The 15,130-nt window shown below is 50.2% G+C and carries 18 protein-coding genes and 2 pseudogenes; all 20 read left to right on the top strand.

Annotated features, from left to right (window positions below):
* Positions 1 to 3 precede the first annotated feature (3 nt).
* Positions 4 to 636: a response regulator transcription factor gene (locus NDA02_RS25230; protein ID WP_348249803.1), complete on the top strand. Its 633-nt coding sequence runs from the start codon at positions 4 to 6 to the stop codon at positions 634 to 636.
* Between the two features lie 263 nt (positions 637 to 899).
* Positions 900 to 1,457, top strand: coding sequence for a DsbA family protein (locus NDA02_RS25225; protein WP_348249800.1), 558 nt, complete (start codon positions 900 to 902; stop codon positions 1,455 to 1,457).
* Between the two features lie 100 nt (positions 1,458 to 1,557).
* Positions 1,558 to 1,914 carry an AraC family transcriptional regulator gene (locus NDA02_RS25220; RefSeq protein ID WP_348249799.1) on the top strand — a complete coding sequence of 119 codons (357 nt, stop codon included), beginning with the start codon at positions 1,558 to 1,560 and terminating at the stop codon, positions 1,912 to 1,914.
* A 30-nt stretch (positions 1,915 to 1,944) separates the two neighbouring features.
* On the top strand, positions 1,945 to 2,928 hold the full coding sequence (locus tag NDA02_RS25215) for a type II CAAX endopeptidase family protein (RefSeq protein ID WP_348249798.1): 984 nt from the start codon (positions 1,945 to 1,947) through the stop codon (positions 2,926 to 2,928).
* 85 nt (positions 2,929 to 3,013) lie between these two features.
* Positions 3,014 to 3,973: a type II CAAX endopeptidase family protein gene (locus NDA02_RS25210; protein WP_348249797.1), complete on the top strand. Its 960-nt coding sequence runs from the start codon at positions 3,014 to 3,016 to the stop codon at positions 3,971 to 3,973.
* 88 nt (positions 3,974 to 4,061) lie between these two features.
* On the top strand, positions 4,062 to 4,475 hold the full coding sequence (locus NDA02_RS25205) for a nuclear transport factor 2 family protein (RefSeq protein ID WP_348256155.1): 414 nt from the start codon (positions 4,062 to 4,064) through the stop codon (positions 4,473 to 4,475).
* A 39-nt stretch (positions 4,476 to 4,514) separates the two neighbouring features.
* Positions 4,515 to 5,249, top strand: coding sequence for an SDR family oxidoreductase (locus NDA02_RS25200; protein ID WP_348256154.1), 735 nt, complete (start codon positions 4,515 to 4,517; stop codon positions 5,247 to 5,249).
* Between the two features lie 40 nt (positions 5,250 to 5,289).
* Positions 5,290 to 5,490 (top strand): annotated as a pseudogene (locus NDA02_RS25195) (SDR family NAD(P)-dependent oxidoreductase); the annotation flags it as partial.
* Between the two features lie 96 nt (positions 5,491 to 5,586).
* On the top strand, positions 5,587 to 6,168 hold the full coding sequence (locus NDA02_RS25190) for a nuclear transport factor 2 family protein (RefSeq protein WP_348256153.1): 582 nt from the start codon (positions 5,587 to 5,589) through the stop codon (positions 6,166 to 6,168).
* Between the two features lie 162 nt (positions 6,169 to 6,330).
* Positions 6,331 to 7,104 carry a glucose 1-dehydrogenase gene (locus tag NDA02_RS25185; RefSeq protein WP_190789631.1) on the top strand — a complete coding sequence of 258 codons (774 nt, stop codon included), beginning with the start codon at positions 6,331 to 6,333 and terminating at the stop codon, positions 7,102 to 7,104.
* Between the two features lie 82 nt (positions 7,105 to 7,186).
* Positions 7,187 to 7,942 carry an SDR family oxidoreductase gene (locus NDA02_RS25180; RefSeq protein ID WP_190789630.1) on the top strand — a complete coding sequence of 252 codons (756 nt, stop codon included), beginning with the start codon at positions 7,187 to 7,189 and terminating at the stop codon, positions 7,940 to 7,942.
* A 48-nt stretch (positions 7,943 to 7,990) separates the two neighbouring features.
* A complete protein-coding gene (locus NDA02_RS25175) occupies positions 7,991 to 8,185 on the top strand; it encodes an SDR family oxidoreductase (protein ID WP_190789629.1) in 195 nt (64 codons plus the stop codon).
* A gap of 36 nt (positions 8,186 to 8,221) precedes the next feature.
* The gene (locus NDA02_RS25170; protein WP_190789628.1) at positions 8,222 to 9,223 is read left to right on the top strand and encodes an NAD(P)-dependent alcohol dehydrogenase; all 1,002 of its coding nucleotides are present in this window, start codon (positions 8,222 to 8,224) and stop codon (positions 9,221 to 9,223) included.
* Between the two features lie 90 nt (positions 9,224 to 9,313).
* Complete coding sequence (locus NDA02_RS25165) at positions 9,314 to 10,180, top strand: alpha/beta hydrolase (protein WP_348256152.1); 867 nt, start codon at positions 9,314 to 9,316, stop codon at positions 10,178 to 10,180.
* 107 nt (positions 10,181 to 10,287) lie between these two features.
* Positions 10,288 to 10,971 carry a type 1 glutamine amidotransferase domain-containing protein gene (locus NDA02_RS25160; protein ID WP_348256151.1) on the top strand — a complete coding sequence of 228 codons (684 nt, stop codon included), beginning with the start codon at positions 10,288 to 10,290 and terminating at the stop codon, positions 10,969 to 10,971.
* Positions 10,972 to 11,121: 150 nt separating this feature from the next.
* Positions 11,122 to 11,433, top strand: coding sequence for a hypothetical protein (locus NDA02_RS25155; protein ID WP_348256150.1), 312 nt, complete (start codon positions 11,122 to 11,124; stop codon positions 11,431 to 11,433).
* Positions 11,434 to 11,495: 62 nt separating this feature from the next.
* Entirely contained in the window at positions 11,496 to 12,224 is a 729-nt protein-coding gene (locus NDA02_RS25150; RefSeq protein WP_348256149.1) for an SDR family oxidoreductase, read from the top strand.
* Between the two features lie 49 nt (positions 12,225 to 12,273).
* Positions 12,274 to 13,374 carry an aldo/keto reductase gene (locus NDA02_RS25145; protein ID WP_348256148.1) on the top strand — a complete coding sequence of 367 codons (1,101 nt, stop codon included), beginning with the start codon at positions 12,274 to 12,276 and terminating at the stop codon, positions 13,372 to 13,374.
* Between the two features lie 16 nt (positions 13,375 to 13,390).
* Positions 13,391 to 14,434: a kelch repeat-containing protein gene (locus tag NDA02_RS25140; protein WP_190789649.1), complete on the top strand. Its 1,044-nt coding sequence runs from the start codon at positions 13,391 to 13,393 to the stop codon at positions 14,432 to 14,434.
* 322 nt (positions 14,435 to 14,756) lie between these two features.
* Positions 14,757 to 15,130: pseudogene (locus tag NDA02_RS25135) on the top strand (RidA family protein); the annotation flags it as partial.

Genomic DNA, 15,130 nt, shown 5'->3' with positions numbered 1-15,130 from the left:
ATGATGACGAGCCAATCCACGATGATTCGGGTTCTAATTGCTGACGATCATTCTATTGTCCGGCAAGGATTGACAACCATCATTAACCGCGATCCAGAAATGACAGTGATTGCTCAAGCCGAAGATGGGCAACAGGCGATCGATTGCTTTCGGGAACATCAACCAGATGTAACGCTAATGGATTTGCGAATGCCGCAAGTTAGTGGGGTGGAAGCCATCAGCGCAATCTGTGCTGAATTTAAACCTGCCCGGATTATTGTGCTAACCACCTACAATGGAGATGAAGATATCTATCGCGGACTACATGCGGGTGCTCAAGGCTATCTGCTTAAGGATACTAAATCTAATGAGTTGCTGAATGCGATTCGCATCGTTGCTTGTGGTCAGCAATACATTCCACCAGACGTGGGAGCAAAACTGGTGCAGCGTCTGAATAATCCAGAACTCAGGGAACGAGAGTTAGAGGTACTGGGCTTAATGGCACGAGGGATGAGCAATTCAGATATTGCGACTGCTTTAAGTATTAGTGAGAATACTGTCAAAACCCATGTCAATCGAATTTTAAGTAAGTTGGGCGTGAGTGATCGCACCCAGGCTGTGATTGTTGCGATTAAACGCGGCATTGTCAGTTTGTAAGCCAGTCACCCTTTAGTTTGACTCCGGAGTCCAACCAGAGTTGGAGCGATGATGACATTGACAGAGGGACTGGTTCATCATTCGCTTTGGTGAGCAAAAGTTGCAACTCTCAGCTGACGACAAGTGAGCGGGCAATTGCCTATATTTAGTTCTAGGCAAACACGAATAGCAATTGAGTTACAGCATTGAGTTTGCTTCATCTAGAGCGCAGAAAGAGGGTTGAATCGCTTGCGATTACCATTGCTTCCCTCAGAGGTGTTTAAGTGAATCAAGACCGAGACCGTAGTTTGTTATCTATTCCAGCTTCAACACAGGATCACATGCAAGGTGTATTCAATGCCGACGTGGTGCTGGTAATGTATGGAGATTATCAATGCTCTGTCAGTGCAGACGTTTACAAGATAATTAAAGCGATCAAACGAGAGCTTAGTGCTGCTTTTGGAGAAGATTATTTATGTTTCATCTTCCGTCATTTTCCGCAAGCACAGATTCATCCCCAAGCTCAACGGGCCGCTCAAGCTGCCGAAGCCGCCGCTGCCCAAGGACAGTTTTGGTCAATGCACGACACTTTGTTTGCTCATCAACAGAAGTTAGAGAATGGTTATCTTGTCGAGTACGCCAACAATTTAGGGCTTGATATCCCTCAATTTCTTAAAGAGTTGTCTAAGCAGGTGCACATCGCTCGCATCAATGAAGATATCGAAAGTGGATGCAAGAGTGGAATAACGGCTGCTCCAGCCCTATTCATCAATAACATTCGGTATACCGGACGCTGGAAAATAACAGAGTTGACGGCAGCCATTGTCGCTGCAAGTCACTAAGCTCTATTCATATCTGACTTGTTTGTGAGTGCTAGTAAGCTATCTAATTTGATGGCTAGTTTTTGCCTGTTTTATTAAACAACTTGCCAATTTTTGAATCATGCTAACAACTACAACGTCAACCACTGAATTCAAGCACAAAGGCTTAACGCGCATCCAATTGCAACAAGTACTCAACTATATTCAGACTCACCTTGAGCGAGACTTGTCACTGGCTGAACTTGCAGAAACTCTTAATCTTAGCCCGACTTACTTTGCCAGTGTATTCAAACAAGCGATCGAGGTTTCTCCACACCAGTATGTAATTCAACAGCGGGTGGAACGAGCAAAATTGATGCTGTCGAAAACGGATTTGGCGATCTCTGATATCGCTCTACAAGTTGGTTTCTCCAGTCAAAGCCATCTGACCCAACAGTTTAAGCGCCTGACTGGAGTGACCCCAAAACAGATTCGCTAACTCCATCATGCACGAGTCAAGGAGACAAAGATGAAGTTCAAAGCAATCACAGGAGAGCAGGGAAGTAGAACGGAAGTGAAAGACGCAACTTACGTGGAGGCTGCCGGGTGGGGTAAGTATCGGTGGTGGCGGTATGTTCTGGGGCTGATGATCATCCTCTTTGCGTGGATGGTCGCCGCCAACGTCGCCAGTGCGCTCGTCGCGTTCGCCCTCGGCGGTCAGGAGGGTGTCGCGGCGCTCGGTCAGCTGGATTTCGCTGCGTTCGGTCCTGTGGGGGGCTTCGTCGTGGTCATGGCGGGTTTTCCAGTGTTTCTCGCGGGAATTCTCATTGCCGTCTCCCTCATCCACCAGCGTCATCCCCGCACGCTCGTCACGGCGCGAGAGAAGATCAGTTGGCGGCGCGTCGGTCATGGCTTCGTGGCTGGGTTCGTGCCCTGGGTACTGCTCGGCGGGCTGGGGCAGTACCTCCTCTACCCCGATACCTTCTCCTTCAACTCCGACCTCAAGACGTTCGCGCTCTTCGTGCCGATCGCGCTGATTCTCACTGCGATCCAGACGACCACCGAGGAGCTTTTCTTTCGCGGGTACATCGTGCAGGGCGCGAGCCTGATCTGGTCGAACCGCGTGTTTCTGGCGATCGTATCAGCCGTGATCTTCACCCTGCCGCACGCCACCAACCCGGAGTCACAGGAGGGTGGCTGGATCGGGATGTTCCTCGGCTACTTCGTCGGCACGGGTCTGCTGTATGCGATCGTTTCATTGATCGACGGCACGACCGAGCTTGCGATCGGCGCACACTTTGCCAACAACATCGCGTACTTTCTCTTGTTTAACTGGTCTGGAAGCTTCTTCGCCGCACCAGCCCTGTTCAGCATCAGCGAGTACCATGCGAGATTCTACGACATCATCTCTCTCGTGCTGATTCCCGTTTTCCTGGCGATCGCCTACAAGGTGTTCAAACGCGACGAGGCATCTGAACCCGTTTCCCAGAGCGATCGGAAGGGTTCTCAGTAATTCCATCGAACCCTGAAAACAATCGCAAAAGCAACTAGCGGTCAGATCCAAGCACTACACACATACACGAGTCAAGGAGACAAAGATGAGGATCAAAGCAATCAAAGGAAAGCAGGGAATCGGAACGGACGTGAAAGACTCAACTTACGTGGAGGCTGCGAGGTGGGGTAAATATCGGGGGTGGCGGTATGTTCTGGGATTAGTAGTCATCCTCTTTGCGTGGCTGGTGGTCGGGACTGGTGCCAGCGTACTCGTCGCGATCGCGCTCAGTGGACAGACGGATTACTACATGCTTGGTCCTTTCGGGAAGTTCCTGTTTGTTATGGCAGGTTTCGCGTTTTTTCTCGTGGGGGTTCTCATCGCCGTTACCCGTATCCACCGCCGCCCCCCCCGGACGCTCGTCACGGCGCGGGAGCGGATCGACTGGCGTCGCGTCGGTCAGGGGTTTGTGGCGTGGTTCGTTCCAGTGTGTCTGATAGGCGGGCTGGGACAATACCTTCTTTACCCCGACACCTTTTCCTTCAACTCCGACCTCGCGTCGTTCGCGCTCTTCGTGCCGCTGGCACTGGTCCTCATCGCGATCCAGACCACCACCGAGGAGCTGTTCTTTCGCGGCTACATCGTGCAGGGAGTGAGCATGATCTGGTCGAACCGCATCTTTCTGGCGATCGCGTCAGCCGTGATATTCACCCTGCCGCACCTCGCCAACCCGGAGGCGATCTCAGGCGGCTGGCTCACGGTCTTTTTCAACTACTTCCTCGTTCCGGGTCTGTTATGGACCGTGGTCTCGTTGATTGACGGAACCACCGAACTCGCCATCGGCGTACACTTCGCGAACAACATCGGCGGCATACTCCTGATCAACGCACCTGGAACCGCCGTGAACACGCCAGCTCTGTTCACAGTCAGCGAGTTCCGCGCGACCTACGCGGCGCTATCGGTGCTGGTGATAGTCCCCATATTCCTGGCGATCGCCTACAAGGTGTTCAAACGTGATAAGGCATCTGAACCCGTTTCCCAGAGCGATCGGAAGGGTCGTCGGTGATCTCGTTAGTCAACAAGGTTTCCTGGTTGCCAAAGGCAGCATAAAGGCTCAGACGAGTAATACCTCTAAACACAATGGAGATAACAACATGAACACAAAGACTACTCCTATTCAAAACACTTCCTCAGTTCTGCTCAAGATGGAAGCTGCAATCAATGCTCATAACATTGATGCATTCGTGAACTGCTTTGCTCCTGACTTCATAGGTGAACAACCCGTCCATCCGGAGCGAAACTTCACTGGTGCAGAACAAGTGCGAAAGAACTGGACTGCTCTCTTCGCTCAAGTTCCTGACATCCAGGCGAAATTAACCACCCATACGAGCGCGGATGAGTTGGGTTGGTCAGAGTGGCACTGGCAAGGCAACCATACCAACGGCACAAAACTCGATATGCGAGGCGTTGTGGTGGTGGGACTGAGAGAAAACGCGCTCGCATGGGCGCGGTTGTATATGGAGCAGCTTGCCCAAGTCGTACAGGCAGACATCCTAAAAGCGGTCTAACTGCTAATCAGCTTTAATCACCTACAAGGAATAATCACCATGTCAACTGTTGAGAACAAAGTTATTGCGATTACTGGAGCTAGTAGCGGTATTGGTGAAGCAACTGCTAGATTGCTGGCTCGTCAGGGTTTACGGGTTGTGTTAGGGGCGCGACGCACCGATCGACTGGAAGCAATCGCCGCCGAAATTCGCGCTAAAGGTGGCGAAGCAGAATACCGTACCCTTGATGTCACCAACCTCGAAGACATGCAAGCCTTTGTCGAGTTTGCCCAAGCTAAATTTAGTCGCCTTGATGTTGTGGTGAACAACGCAGGCTTGATGCCGCTCTCCAGGCTAGAGGTGCTGAAGATCGATGAATGGAACCGCATGATTGATGTGAACATTCGCGGTGTGCTTCACGGGATTGCTGCTGCGCTACCCCTCTTTAAGCAGCAACGATCAGGGCAGTTTGTCAATCTATCCTCGATCGGTGGGCACAACGTCTATCCAACCGCAGCCGTGTACTGCGCCACTAAGTTTGCAGTTTGGGCGATTTCCGAGGGACTGCGGCAAGAATCGACAGACATCCGGGTCACGGTGATTTCGCCTGGAGTGACGGAAACTGAACTTGCTAGCACGATCACCGATGCTGAAGCGGCGGAGTGGGTGGAGGGATTTCGTGAGGCAGTGATTCCAGCAGATGCGATCGCGCGCGCAATTGCCTTTGCAATCGAGCAACCCGCAGAGGTGGATGTGAATGAAATCATTGTTCGACCGATTGGACAAATGAGCTAAATCTCGGAAAGTCAATCTTGATTGAAACAGGAGAAACAAAATGATACCGCAAGATAAAGTGGCGTTAGTCACTGGTGGCACATCGGGAATTGGCAGAGCAACCGCGACCCTTGCGGTATCTGCGAAGCAGCGCGCGCTCGGTGCTGCTGGAGCAAAGGTAGTATTCTCCGGTAGACGCGACGCAGAAGGAGAAAAAACCGCCCAACTGATTCGCGAAACAGGTGCTGAATGCTTATACGTCCATTGAAACAAGTTCACTAACATCACAAGAATCTGGAAGCAGTCAAGCATTGGAACTCAAGACACTTTAGATAGATAGAACCAGGAGTATTTAATCATGGTCAAACAGCAATCTGTAGACGAACAAGCAAATTTACAAGCAACTACCAACTTGACGCCAACCCAGGAGTCTTTGCAAGCACTTTGGGAAGAGCATTTACAGTACGAGTTTGGCACTCACAGTACTGAAGATGCCCTCGCTACGATGGTTGAGGATGCTTACGTCAACCACATTCCGGTAATGACTGGGGGAGTCGGGAAACCAGCACTGCGCGAGTTTTATTCCAAATACTTCATTCCACAGATGCCGCCGGACATGGAGTTGACCCCAATCTCGCGCACGATCGGAACGGATCAACTCGTCGATGAAATGGTGGGTAAGTTCACTCATACCGTTCGGATGGAATGGCTATTACCCGGCGTTGCTCCAACCGGAAAACGGGTTGAAGTGCCAGTAGTTGCGATTATTCGGTTTCGTGACGGCAAGATAGCCCATGAACACCTCTACTGGGATCAGGCGAGTGTTTTGGTTCAAATTGGCTTGCTCGATCCGGGTACACTTCCCGTCGTGGGCGTTGACAGTGCGCGTAGGGCGATCAATCCCAACTTACCTTCAAACACACTAATCGAGCGCGACTAAGTGTAAAAGCCAGCAAATATCAATGCCCAAACCCACCATTTTGCAACCAGGATCGTACTCATCCTGGTTGTAGGAGGCGCTTCTTATTGCTGGCTCCTACACGTATTGCTCATTGAGTTTTTGACAAAGTGACACAGCCATTCACAACAAGAGGTAACTATCATGATGCTGAAAGACAAGGTTGCTTTGGTGACTGGCGGAACATCGGGCATCGGTCGAGCAACCGCGATCGCATTTGGTGCTGCCGGAGCAAAAGTCGTATTCTCTGGTAGACGCGACGCAGAAGGTGAAACAACTTCTGCGATGATTCGTGAGACAGGAACGGAGTGTTTGTTTGTACGATCGGATGTATCGAGTGAACCAGAGGTTAAGGCGCTGATAGAGAAAACAGTCGCAACCTACGGAAGGCTAGATTTTGCCTTCAATAACGCTGGATTTGGTACACTCCCACAGCCACTACACGAGCAGTCTGTTGAAGACTTTGACAGCATGATGGCAACCAACCTGCGGGGTGTGTTCTTCTGCATGAAATATGAAATTCAACAGATGCTGACTCAAGGAGCAGGGGTCATCATCAACAACTCTTCAGTAGCGGGATTGATCGGGATACCTGGAATGGGTCCTTATACTGCGAGCAAACATGCTGTGATGGGTCTCACTCGTTCTGCTGCGCTCGATTATGCCAAGCAAGGAATTCGGATTAATGCCGTCAATCCTGGCTATATTCGCGGCACAGAAATAGTTACTCCTAAGAGCCTCCAAGAGATAGGTATGACTTTAGAGCAGTTTGATTCGATGGTGTCGTCGAGCATCCCGATGGGGCATAGGGGTCAACCTGAAGAAATTGCTGCAACGGTTGTGTTCTTATGTTCTGATGCTGCGAGCTACATCACTGGACAACCTTTAGCGATCGATGGCGGAGTCACAGTGAGTTGATTTTTGATTATCGATCGTGGAATCACAGTGAATCAATCCATTTCAAGAGAGAACAACCGGACTTAATTTTAGGAGAAATAGAATGATACTTCAGGATAAAGTGGCGTTAGTCACTGGCGGAACTTCAGGAATTGGTCGTGCAACGGCGATCGCTTATGCCCAACAACAAGCAAAGGTGGTAGTGGTTGGTCGTCGCATGGATGAAGGTGAAGAAACGGTTCGATTGATTCAGGAGGCTGACGGAGAGGCGATTTTTGTGCAAGCAGATGTCACGAAAGAAGCCGATGTTAAAGCAATGGTTGATAAAGCAGTTGGCGCTTTTGGTCGGTTAGATATTGCCTTTAATAATGCAGGAACGGTCGGCGAAAACCCCTCATTGATTGAGCAAACAGAAGCTGAATACGATCGCACAATGAACGTCAATGTCAAAGGCGTTTGGTTGTCGATGAAATATGAAATCGCTCAGATGTTGAAACAGGGAAGTGGTTCAATCGTCAATATGGCATCTGTGGTTGGATTCGTTGCATATCCTATCCAACCCCTCTACGCCGCGAGTAAACATGCAGTAGTCGGTTTAACCAAAGCTGCTGCGCTCCAATGTGCCAAAGCGGGGATTCGCATCAATGCCGTTGCACCAGCAGCAATCCAAACAGATATGCTTGAAGCAGCTACAGGTGGGCAGGATGAGGTCAAAGCTTACATAACAGGACTTCACCCGATCGGACGAATTGGAACACCGCTTGAAGTTGCAAATGCAGTCCTGTTTTTATCATCTGACCTGGCATCGTTCACAACAGGTGCAACATTGATGGTAGATGGTGGGTTTGTAGCGCAGTAGTCGAAAGGCAGTGCGAAACGTTGCGACCAAGTAGCGATCGACACCGATATGAATCCCGCAGACAGCGACTTTGCTGCAGAGCAGACCAAGATGACTGCCCTCGGTCGCTACGGACAGGGTGACGAGGTGGCTGGCATAGTCTCTGATCTTGCTAGTTCTGAAACTGCTTTTGTTACAGGTACGAGTCTCAAAATTGATGGCGGCTTTACCGCTACCAAGAAAGTTTTCTCACAACTGGAGTGAGAATTCAGTCTGAATACACTCAAGAGGGAAACAAGCATGATTCACGCTTATGCAGCCAAAACAGCAGGCGGATTACTGGAGCCATTTGAATATGATCCGGGTGCGCTAAAAGATGAAGAAGTAGAAATCAATGTCGAGTACTGTGGGGTCTGCCACAGCGATCTGAGTATGTTAAAAAATGACTGGGGCATTAGCCAGTATCCCCTTATTCCTGGTCATGAAGTAGTCGGAACCATTGCAGCCGTTGGCGATCGTGTGACAACCGTTAAAATCGGTCAGCGAGTCGGATTAGGTTGGTTCTCCCATTCTTGTATGCATTGCGAGTGGTGCATGTCAGGCGAGCACAACTTGTGTCTAACAGCAGAGCAGACTATCGTCGGTCGGTACGGAGGCTTTGCTGATAAGGTGCGGGCACATGAAGAGTGGGTCACTCCTCTGCCAGAAGGAATTGATCCAGCTAAGGTAGGACCACTGTTCTGTGGTGGCATTACCGTGTTTAACCCACTTGTTCAGTTCGACGTGAAGTCAACTGATAAAGTCGGTGTAATTGGCATTGGCGGTTTGGGACATATGGCAATACGGTTCCTACAAGCTTGGGGATGTGATATCACTGCGTTTTCGACAAATCCTGATAAAGAGTCTGAAGCCCGTGAGTTGGGGGCCACTCACTTCGTCAACTCTCGCGATACTAAAGCAATTGAGGATGTTGCCAACTCGTTTGACTTTATTCTCTCAACTGTGAATGCAGATCTAGATTGGGGAATATACATTAACGCGCTGCGTCCCAAAGGACGGTTACATTTTGTTGGAGTCGTACCGAATGCGATTCAGATGGGTGCGTTCCCCATAATCCTTGGACAAAAATCCTTATCGGGCAGTCCTCTTGGTAGCCCGACAACAACTGCAAAAATGCTTGACTTTGCAACTCGCCATGGGATTGAACCTGTCACAGAGACTTTTGATTTTAATCAAGTGAATGAAGCAATCGCTCATCTTGAAGCAGGAAAAGCTCGATATCGAATTGTGTTGAAACACTAGAAAAACGCTAAGAGCACAGGAGTCGTACCTCCAAGCAAAGCTTTCACACACAAAAAAACTCACCATCGATTTACAAAGGAGAAACCTCTCATGCCTTACATTACCGTTGGTCAAGAAAACTCTGCAAACATCGATCTCTACTACGAAGATCTTGGGACAGGACAACCGATTGTACTGATTCATGGATTTCCATTGAACGGACATTCCTGGGAGAAGCAGGTTTTAGTTTTACTGAATGCAGGATATCGAGTAATTACCTACGATCGCCGAGGATTCGGTGCTTCCAGCCAACCCTCGTTTGGTTATGACTACGATACCTTCGCCGCCGATTTGAATACACTCATGACCAAGCTTGACTTGCAGGATGCTGTGTTAGTCGGCTTCTCAATGGGAACAGGTGAAGTCACACGTTATCTTGGCAAATACGGCTCAGAGCGGGTGCAGAAAGCTGTGCTGATGGCTCCCGTTCCACCGTTTCTGTTAAAGACAGACGACAATCCAGAGGGTGTTGATCAAAGTGTCTTCGATGACATTATGAAAGCGATTGTTGAAGACCGTCCAGCCTACTTTTCTACATTCTTCCAGGGCTTCTTCAATGTGGACGTGTTGCTGGGCGATAGCGAAGCAGTGCCCGCAAAGCGGGGTCGCATCAGCAATGAAGCGATTCAAGCCAGTTGGAATGTAGCAGCAGGGGCTTCTGCTAAAGGGACTTTGGACTGTGTACCCTCCTGGCTGACTGATTTCCGCGATGATCTGCCCCGCATTAATGTACCGACTCTAATTATTCATGGCGATAGCGATCGCATTTTGCCACTTGAGTCCACCGCAGCAAGACTCCCGAAGCTAATTAAAAACAGTCAACTGGTTGTTATTCCTGGCGGACCGCATGCCATTAACTGGACTCACGCTGATCAGGTTAATCCCGTGTTACTGGACTTCCTACAACAGGAAAATTAATCAGTGTCCTGCCGCATCTATAACTTGTGAAAAAACTCTGTGATTCACCCCGTTAAGTCAGGGTTACACACTAGGCCGTGTTTGAGTTCTTAAAAAAGAGGTTTGCTATGAAGATTCTCATTGTTCTCACGTCTCATGACCAACTTGGCGATACCGGAAAGAAAACTGGCTTCTGGCTAGAAGAGTTTGCTGCTCCCTATTACGTGCTGAAGGATGCGGGAGCAGCGATTACGGTGGCTTCACCGAAGGGCGGTCTACCACCGCTCGATCCGAAAAGCGAAGTACCCGAGTTCCAGACCGAATTAACGAAGCGCTTCCGCACAGACACTGCAGCGCAGACTGAACTTGCCAACACGAAAAAGCTAGCCGACGTGTCCGCAGACGATTTCGACGCAGTCTTCTACCCCGGCGGACATGGTCCGATGTGGGACATACCCGACAACGCGACATCCATCGCACTGATCGAAGCCTTCGTGAAGGCCGACAAGCCAGTCGGTGCAGTGTGTCACGCGCTGGCTGCGTTGGTCAATGTGCGCGGAAAGGACGGCGAGTATCTAATCAAAGGCAAGCGCGTGACCGGGTTCACGAATGCAGAAGAAGAAGCGGTGGGCTTGACCACGGTCGTGCCTTTCTTGTTGGAAGACCGGCTAAAGGAACGGGGTAGCATCTACAGTAAAACCGCCAACTGGGTTCCCTATGTCCAAGTGGACGGGAAGCTCGTGACCGGACAGAATCCGGCCTCTTCGGAACCCGCAGCGGAAGAGTTGCTGAAGTTGCTTCGCTCTGTTTGATCTGCTGTGAATGAACAGCGAGGATGACTAGTCCGTGCCGTGATCGCTTGATTGAAACAGGAGAAACAGAATAATACTTCAAGATAAAGTGGCTTTAGTGACTGGTGGCGCAACGGATATTGGCAGAGCAACAGCGATCGCATTGATGTAATGCGGGTTCATAGCTTGGTGAATGTAAATGCAATTCTACCCTTGTTAAAGGCATGGAAAGCAGAAGATAGAATTCGCTACGTGGGCGTTACTCACCACGATCCGTTGTATTTTGCTGCACTTGAGCGGTGGATTGAGAACGGCGATCTGGACTTTGTTCAACTTCGCTACTCAATTCGTCAGCGTGGAGTTGAAGACAGAATTCTTCCTGCAGCGGCGGCGCGAGGAACAACCGTCCTAGCCAACATGCCCTTTGAGAAAGCCCGTCTTTTTGAATTGGTAAAGGGGCGACCGCTACCCCAACAGTTATAAGACTTGAACGAGTTTTTTACTCACCATAAACCAACTAACTCTAGAACATTACGGGGTCAATCATGGCAAAGACAGCAATTGTGACTGGAGCCTCTCGCGGAATTGGACGCGAAATTGCAAAGCGACTCGCAACAGATGGATTTTCTGTTGTTGTAAACTACTCAGCAAACGCTGCACAGGCTGATGAGGCTATCGGTGAAATCCAGGCTACGGGGGGCAATGCGATCGCCGTAAAAGCCAACGTCTCCAAAGAGAACGAGGTAGAGCAGCTTTTCGAGCAAACCATCACCACGCTAGGAGCGATCGATGTTGTCGTTCATAGTGCCGGGATCATGCCATTGTCGCCCATCATTGACAATGACGTGCAACTGTTCGACAACACTATCGCAACGAATCTTCGCGGTACGTTTCTCGTGTTGGCTCAAGCGGCAAAGCATATCACTGATGGCGGACGCATCATTGCGCTCTCCAGCAGCGTGATTGCTAAGTCGTTTCCAAGCTATGGAGCTTACATTGCATCTAAAGCGGGAGTCGAAGGACTGGTACGGGTGTTGGCTAATGAGCTGCGGGGTCGCAACGTTACGGTGAATGCGGTCGCGCCAGGACCAATTGCGACAGAACTCTTCCTTCAGGGCAAGACTCAGGAGCAAATTGAGCAGCTCAGCAAGCTTGCTCCAATAGAACGGCTTGGAGAACCCCTCGACATTGCGCGTGTGGTCTCATTTCTAGCAGGCCCGGACGGGGGATGGGTCAATGCTCAAGTGCTTCGCGCCAACGGCGGTTTTGCCTAATTCAAATTCGACATATTTCATCTTCAACACATTACAAAGGAAACGCACAATGAAGGCAACCCGTCCAGCAATTAGGCAAAATGTTTCTCGTCGGTCGGTACTTGGATTGCTAGGATTTGGTGCAGCCGCCGCTGCCCTAACCCCAACTCTTTTTAAGACGGCACAGGCACAGAATCAAACCCAAACTCAACCGTCGCAACCTGCTTCAACCCAACCATCGCAGATCATCACGAAGGAAATCCCGCGCACAAAGGAGAAACTGCCTGCGATCGGTCTGGGGACGTTTATGACCTTTGATGCTTTGTCTAATCAGCCACGCGATCATCTTCAGCAAGTAATGCGCCGCTTTTGGGATGCAGGCGGGCGATTGGTTGATACCTCGTTGCTCTATGGGATGGCGGAAGTGAACGTAGGCGAATTTGCTAGAACACTTGGCTTGACCAATGATTTGTTTATTGCTGACAAAACCTGGGCAACTGGCGAGTATCTGGGCGATCCTAGTCAGGCGCAGCGTCAGTTTGAACAATCACTAACACGATTGTCGCGCGATCGCATTGATGTAATGCAGGTTCATAGCTTGGTGAATGTAGACGCGATTTTACCCCTACTAAAGGCATGGAAAGCAGAAGGTAGAATTCGCTACGTGGGCGTTACTCACCACGATCCGTTGTATTTTGCTGCGCTTGAGAGGTGGATTGAGAACGGCGATCTGGACTTTGTTCAACTTCGCTACTCAATTCGTCAGCGTGGAGTTGAAGACAGAATTCTTCCTGCGGCGGCGGCACGAGGAACAGCAGTCCTAGCCAACATGCCCTTCGAAAAAGCCCGTCTTTTTGAATTGGTAAAGGGGCAACCACTCCCTGATTTTGCCGGCGAGATTGGCTGCGAAAACTGGGCGCAGTTTTTTCTCAAGTATGTGATTTCTCACCCGGCTCTAACCTGCGCGATTCCCGCAACCACAAACCCCGACCACGTTGTTGAGAATATGGGTGCATTGAGAGGCTCGTTACCTGATGATTCAATGCGTACCCGGATGGTGGAACACATGGAAAGCCTTCCCGGTTTTGACAACCTTCTCCAAACGCCCTGGTATCCTGGCAAGAATTTTAGCGGGTTGGTTCGCCTGCCAAATCCACGTCCGATCGGTTGAGATGGAGTACTGCATTATGTTGCATAGATTTAAATTTAGGTATTTGATTTTCCTGTCGCTGTTGGTCTTTTCACTCATAGCGTTAGGTTCGCCCGTGCTCAGTCAAGCACAAAGCCAGTTGCCCTCTTGGACTAAAGCTGCACCTGCAACGGTCGCTCGGCAAGAACTTTATCCAGCAGTGTTGAACAACAAAATTTACGTGGTCGGTGGTTTACTCAGCCCAAACACCGGGTTCTCAGCGCATTTCGAGTCTTATGATCCGGTCAACGATACATGGACAGTCTTGAGACCGCTTCCTGAAGCCCGACACCACATTACGCTGTCGGCAGTCAATGGCTTGCTCTATGGTGTGGGTGGTTTCACAGGTGGTTTTCCAGATTGGCGGGCGCAGCCAACCATGTTCATCTACAATCCTGCCTCTAATACTTGGACTGAAGGGACTGACCTGCCAGAGGCTCGTGCAGAGGGCGTATCCGCAGTAGTCGATGACAAGATATACCTGATTGGTGGGCGTGTTCGAGCTACTGACGATGCTCGGCTGTTCAATGACCACATCGACAGTGTGCGAAACGAAGTATTTGATCCAACAACTAGGCGTTGGTCAGCACGTGCCGATGCTCCAACAGCGCGAAATAGTGCAGCGTCGGCTGTGATTGATGGCAAGATCTATGTGGTTGGGGGTCGCCAGTTTGTTAGGAATGCTGATGGCACGACGCAGCAGGTGAATGTGCCAAATCTTGAGGTCTACGATCCACAGCTTGACCGTTGGGAGACGCGATCGCCGATGCCTCAAGCCCAAGGAGGTCTAGCTGCAACCGCACTCAACGGCAAGCTTTACGTGTTTGGCGGCGAACAATGGGTTCCAGAGCAAAAAGTTTTTGCCGAAAGTTGGGTATACGACCCGGAAACCGACGTGTGGGAGGCATTGCCGCCCTTGCCAACTCCACGACATGGATTGGGAGCATCAGCAATTGGCAACCGAATCTTTGTGTTTGGTGGTGGAACCCAAACAGGCGGAAATGCAGCGACAGCAATCCACGAGGTGCTGGTACTGCCTTAAGCCACAAGTTGCATGGGCGTATCTAAGGGTTGGGGAATCAAGCTCGTAATCTGGCGATCGCTAACGCCCAATCTGCCTTAAAAGCCGCGATCGCGCTTGGGTAACCAAGCCTTGGATGACCTGGAATGTTCAAAGTCAGGACTGGACCATGGAAGCCATTTTAAGAGCGTTTTCGAGACTATTAGTTGTCTTAGTGTTTGCAGAAATCATTGTGATCACACAGCAAGTGAATTCTGAACATTAGGGTCTAAATCGGATGATGCCGAAACAAACTCGTTTCAGCAACGCGAGATAGAGTCAAACGCATTACATGAGGAACACCATGAATAAGCCCAAGTTTTTTGTTACCCCCGGTTATGGGGAATACATGCTGAATAACTTGCATTACTCGCAAGCCGTAAAAATTGGCGATCACGTGGAGATATCCGGTCAAGGTGGCTGGGATGACAATCTGCAAATTCCCGAATCGCTCGCGGACGAGATCGCTCAAGCGTTTCGGAACATAGAGCGAACCTTGGCAACTGCCGGGGCGGGCTGGGAGCATGTTGTCCATGTCAATTCTTACCATGTTGGTGGGTTACCCCAGAAGTTAATGAGGTGATGGTCAGGCTATATCGCCATTACATGCCCAACCATGCCCCAACTTGGACACAGGTAGGAGTCGCGGCGCTTGGGCTGCCAACGATGCGGATTGAA

This window comes from Leptolyngbya sp. ST-U4 (assembly GCF_039962215.1).
In the GTDB taxonomy this organism is placed as follows: domain Bacteria; phylum Cyanobacteriota; class Cyanobacteriia; order Elainellales; family Elainellaceae; genus Leptolyngbya_A.
This window is presented reverse-complemented; position numbering and strand designations above follow the sequence as displayed.

Coding starts and splice junctions, on each gene's coding strand:
- NDA02_RS25230 (WP_348249803.1), top strand. CDS start 4: ATGACGAGCCAATCCACGATGATTCGGGTTCTAATTGCTGACGATCAT.
- NDA02_RS25220 (WP_348249799.1), top strand. CDS start 1,558: ATGCTAACAACTACAACGTCAACCACTGAATTCAAGCACAAAGGCTTA.
- NDA02_RS25215 (WP_348249798.1), top strand. CDS start 1,945: ATGAAGTTCAAAGCAATCACAGGAGAGCAGGGAAGTAGAACGGAAGTG.
- NDA02_RS25210 (WP_348249797.1), top strand. CDS start 3,014: ATGAGGATCAAAGCAATCAAAGGAAAGCAGGGAATCGGAACGGACGTG.
- NDA02_RS25205 (WP_348256155.1), top strand. CDS start 4,062: ATGAACACAAAGACTACTCCTATTCAAAACACTTCCTCAGTTCTGCTC.
- NDA02_RS25200 (WP_348256154.1), top strand. CDS start 4,515: ATGTCAACTGTTGAGAACAAAGTTATTGCGATTACTGGAGCTAGTAGC.
- NDA02_RS25190 (WP_348256153.1), top strand. CDS start 5,587: ATGGTCAAACAGCAATCTGTAGACGAACAAGCAAATTTACAAGCAACT.
- NDA02_RS25185 (WP_190789631.1), top strand. CDS start 6,331: ATGATGCTGAAAGACAAGGTTGCTTTGGTGACTGGCGGAACATCGGGC.
- NDA02_RS25180 (WP_190789630.1), top strand. CDS start 7,187: ATGATACTTCAGGATAAAGTGGCGTTAGTCACTGGCGGAACTTCAGGA.
- NDA02_RS25175 (WP_190789629.1), top strand. CDS start 7,991: ATGAATCCCGCAGACAGCGACTTTGCTGCAGAGCAGACCAAGATGACT.
- NDA02_RS25170 (WP_190789628.1), top strand. CDS start 8,222: ATGATTCACGCTTATGCAGCCAAAACAGCAGGCGGATTACTGGAGCCA.
- NDA02_RS25165 (WP_348256152.1), top strand. CDS start 9,314: ATGCCTTACATTACCGTTGGTCAAGAAAACTCTGCAAACATCGATCTC.
- NDA02_RS25160 (WP_348256151.1), top strand. CDS start 10,288: ATGAAGATTCTCATTGTTCTCACGTCTCATGACCAACTTGGCGATACC.
- NDA02_RS25155 (WP_348256150.1), top strand. CDS start 11,122: ATGCGGGTTCATAGCTTGGTGAATGTAAATGCAATTCTACCCTTGTTA.
- NDA02_RS25150 (WP_348256149.1), top strand. CDS start 11,496: ATGGCAAAGACAGCAATTGTGACTGGAGCCTCTCGCGGAATTGGACGC.
- NDA02_RS25145 (WP_348256148.1), top strand. CDS start 12,274: ATGAAGGCAACCCGTCCAGCAATTAGGCAAAATGTTTCTCGTCGGTCG.
- NDA02_RS25140 (WP_190789649.1), top strand. CDS start 13,391: ATGTTGCATAGATTTAAATTTAGGTATTTGATTTTCCTGTCGCTGTTG.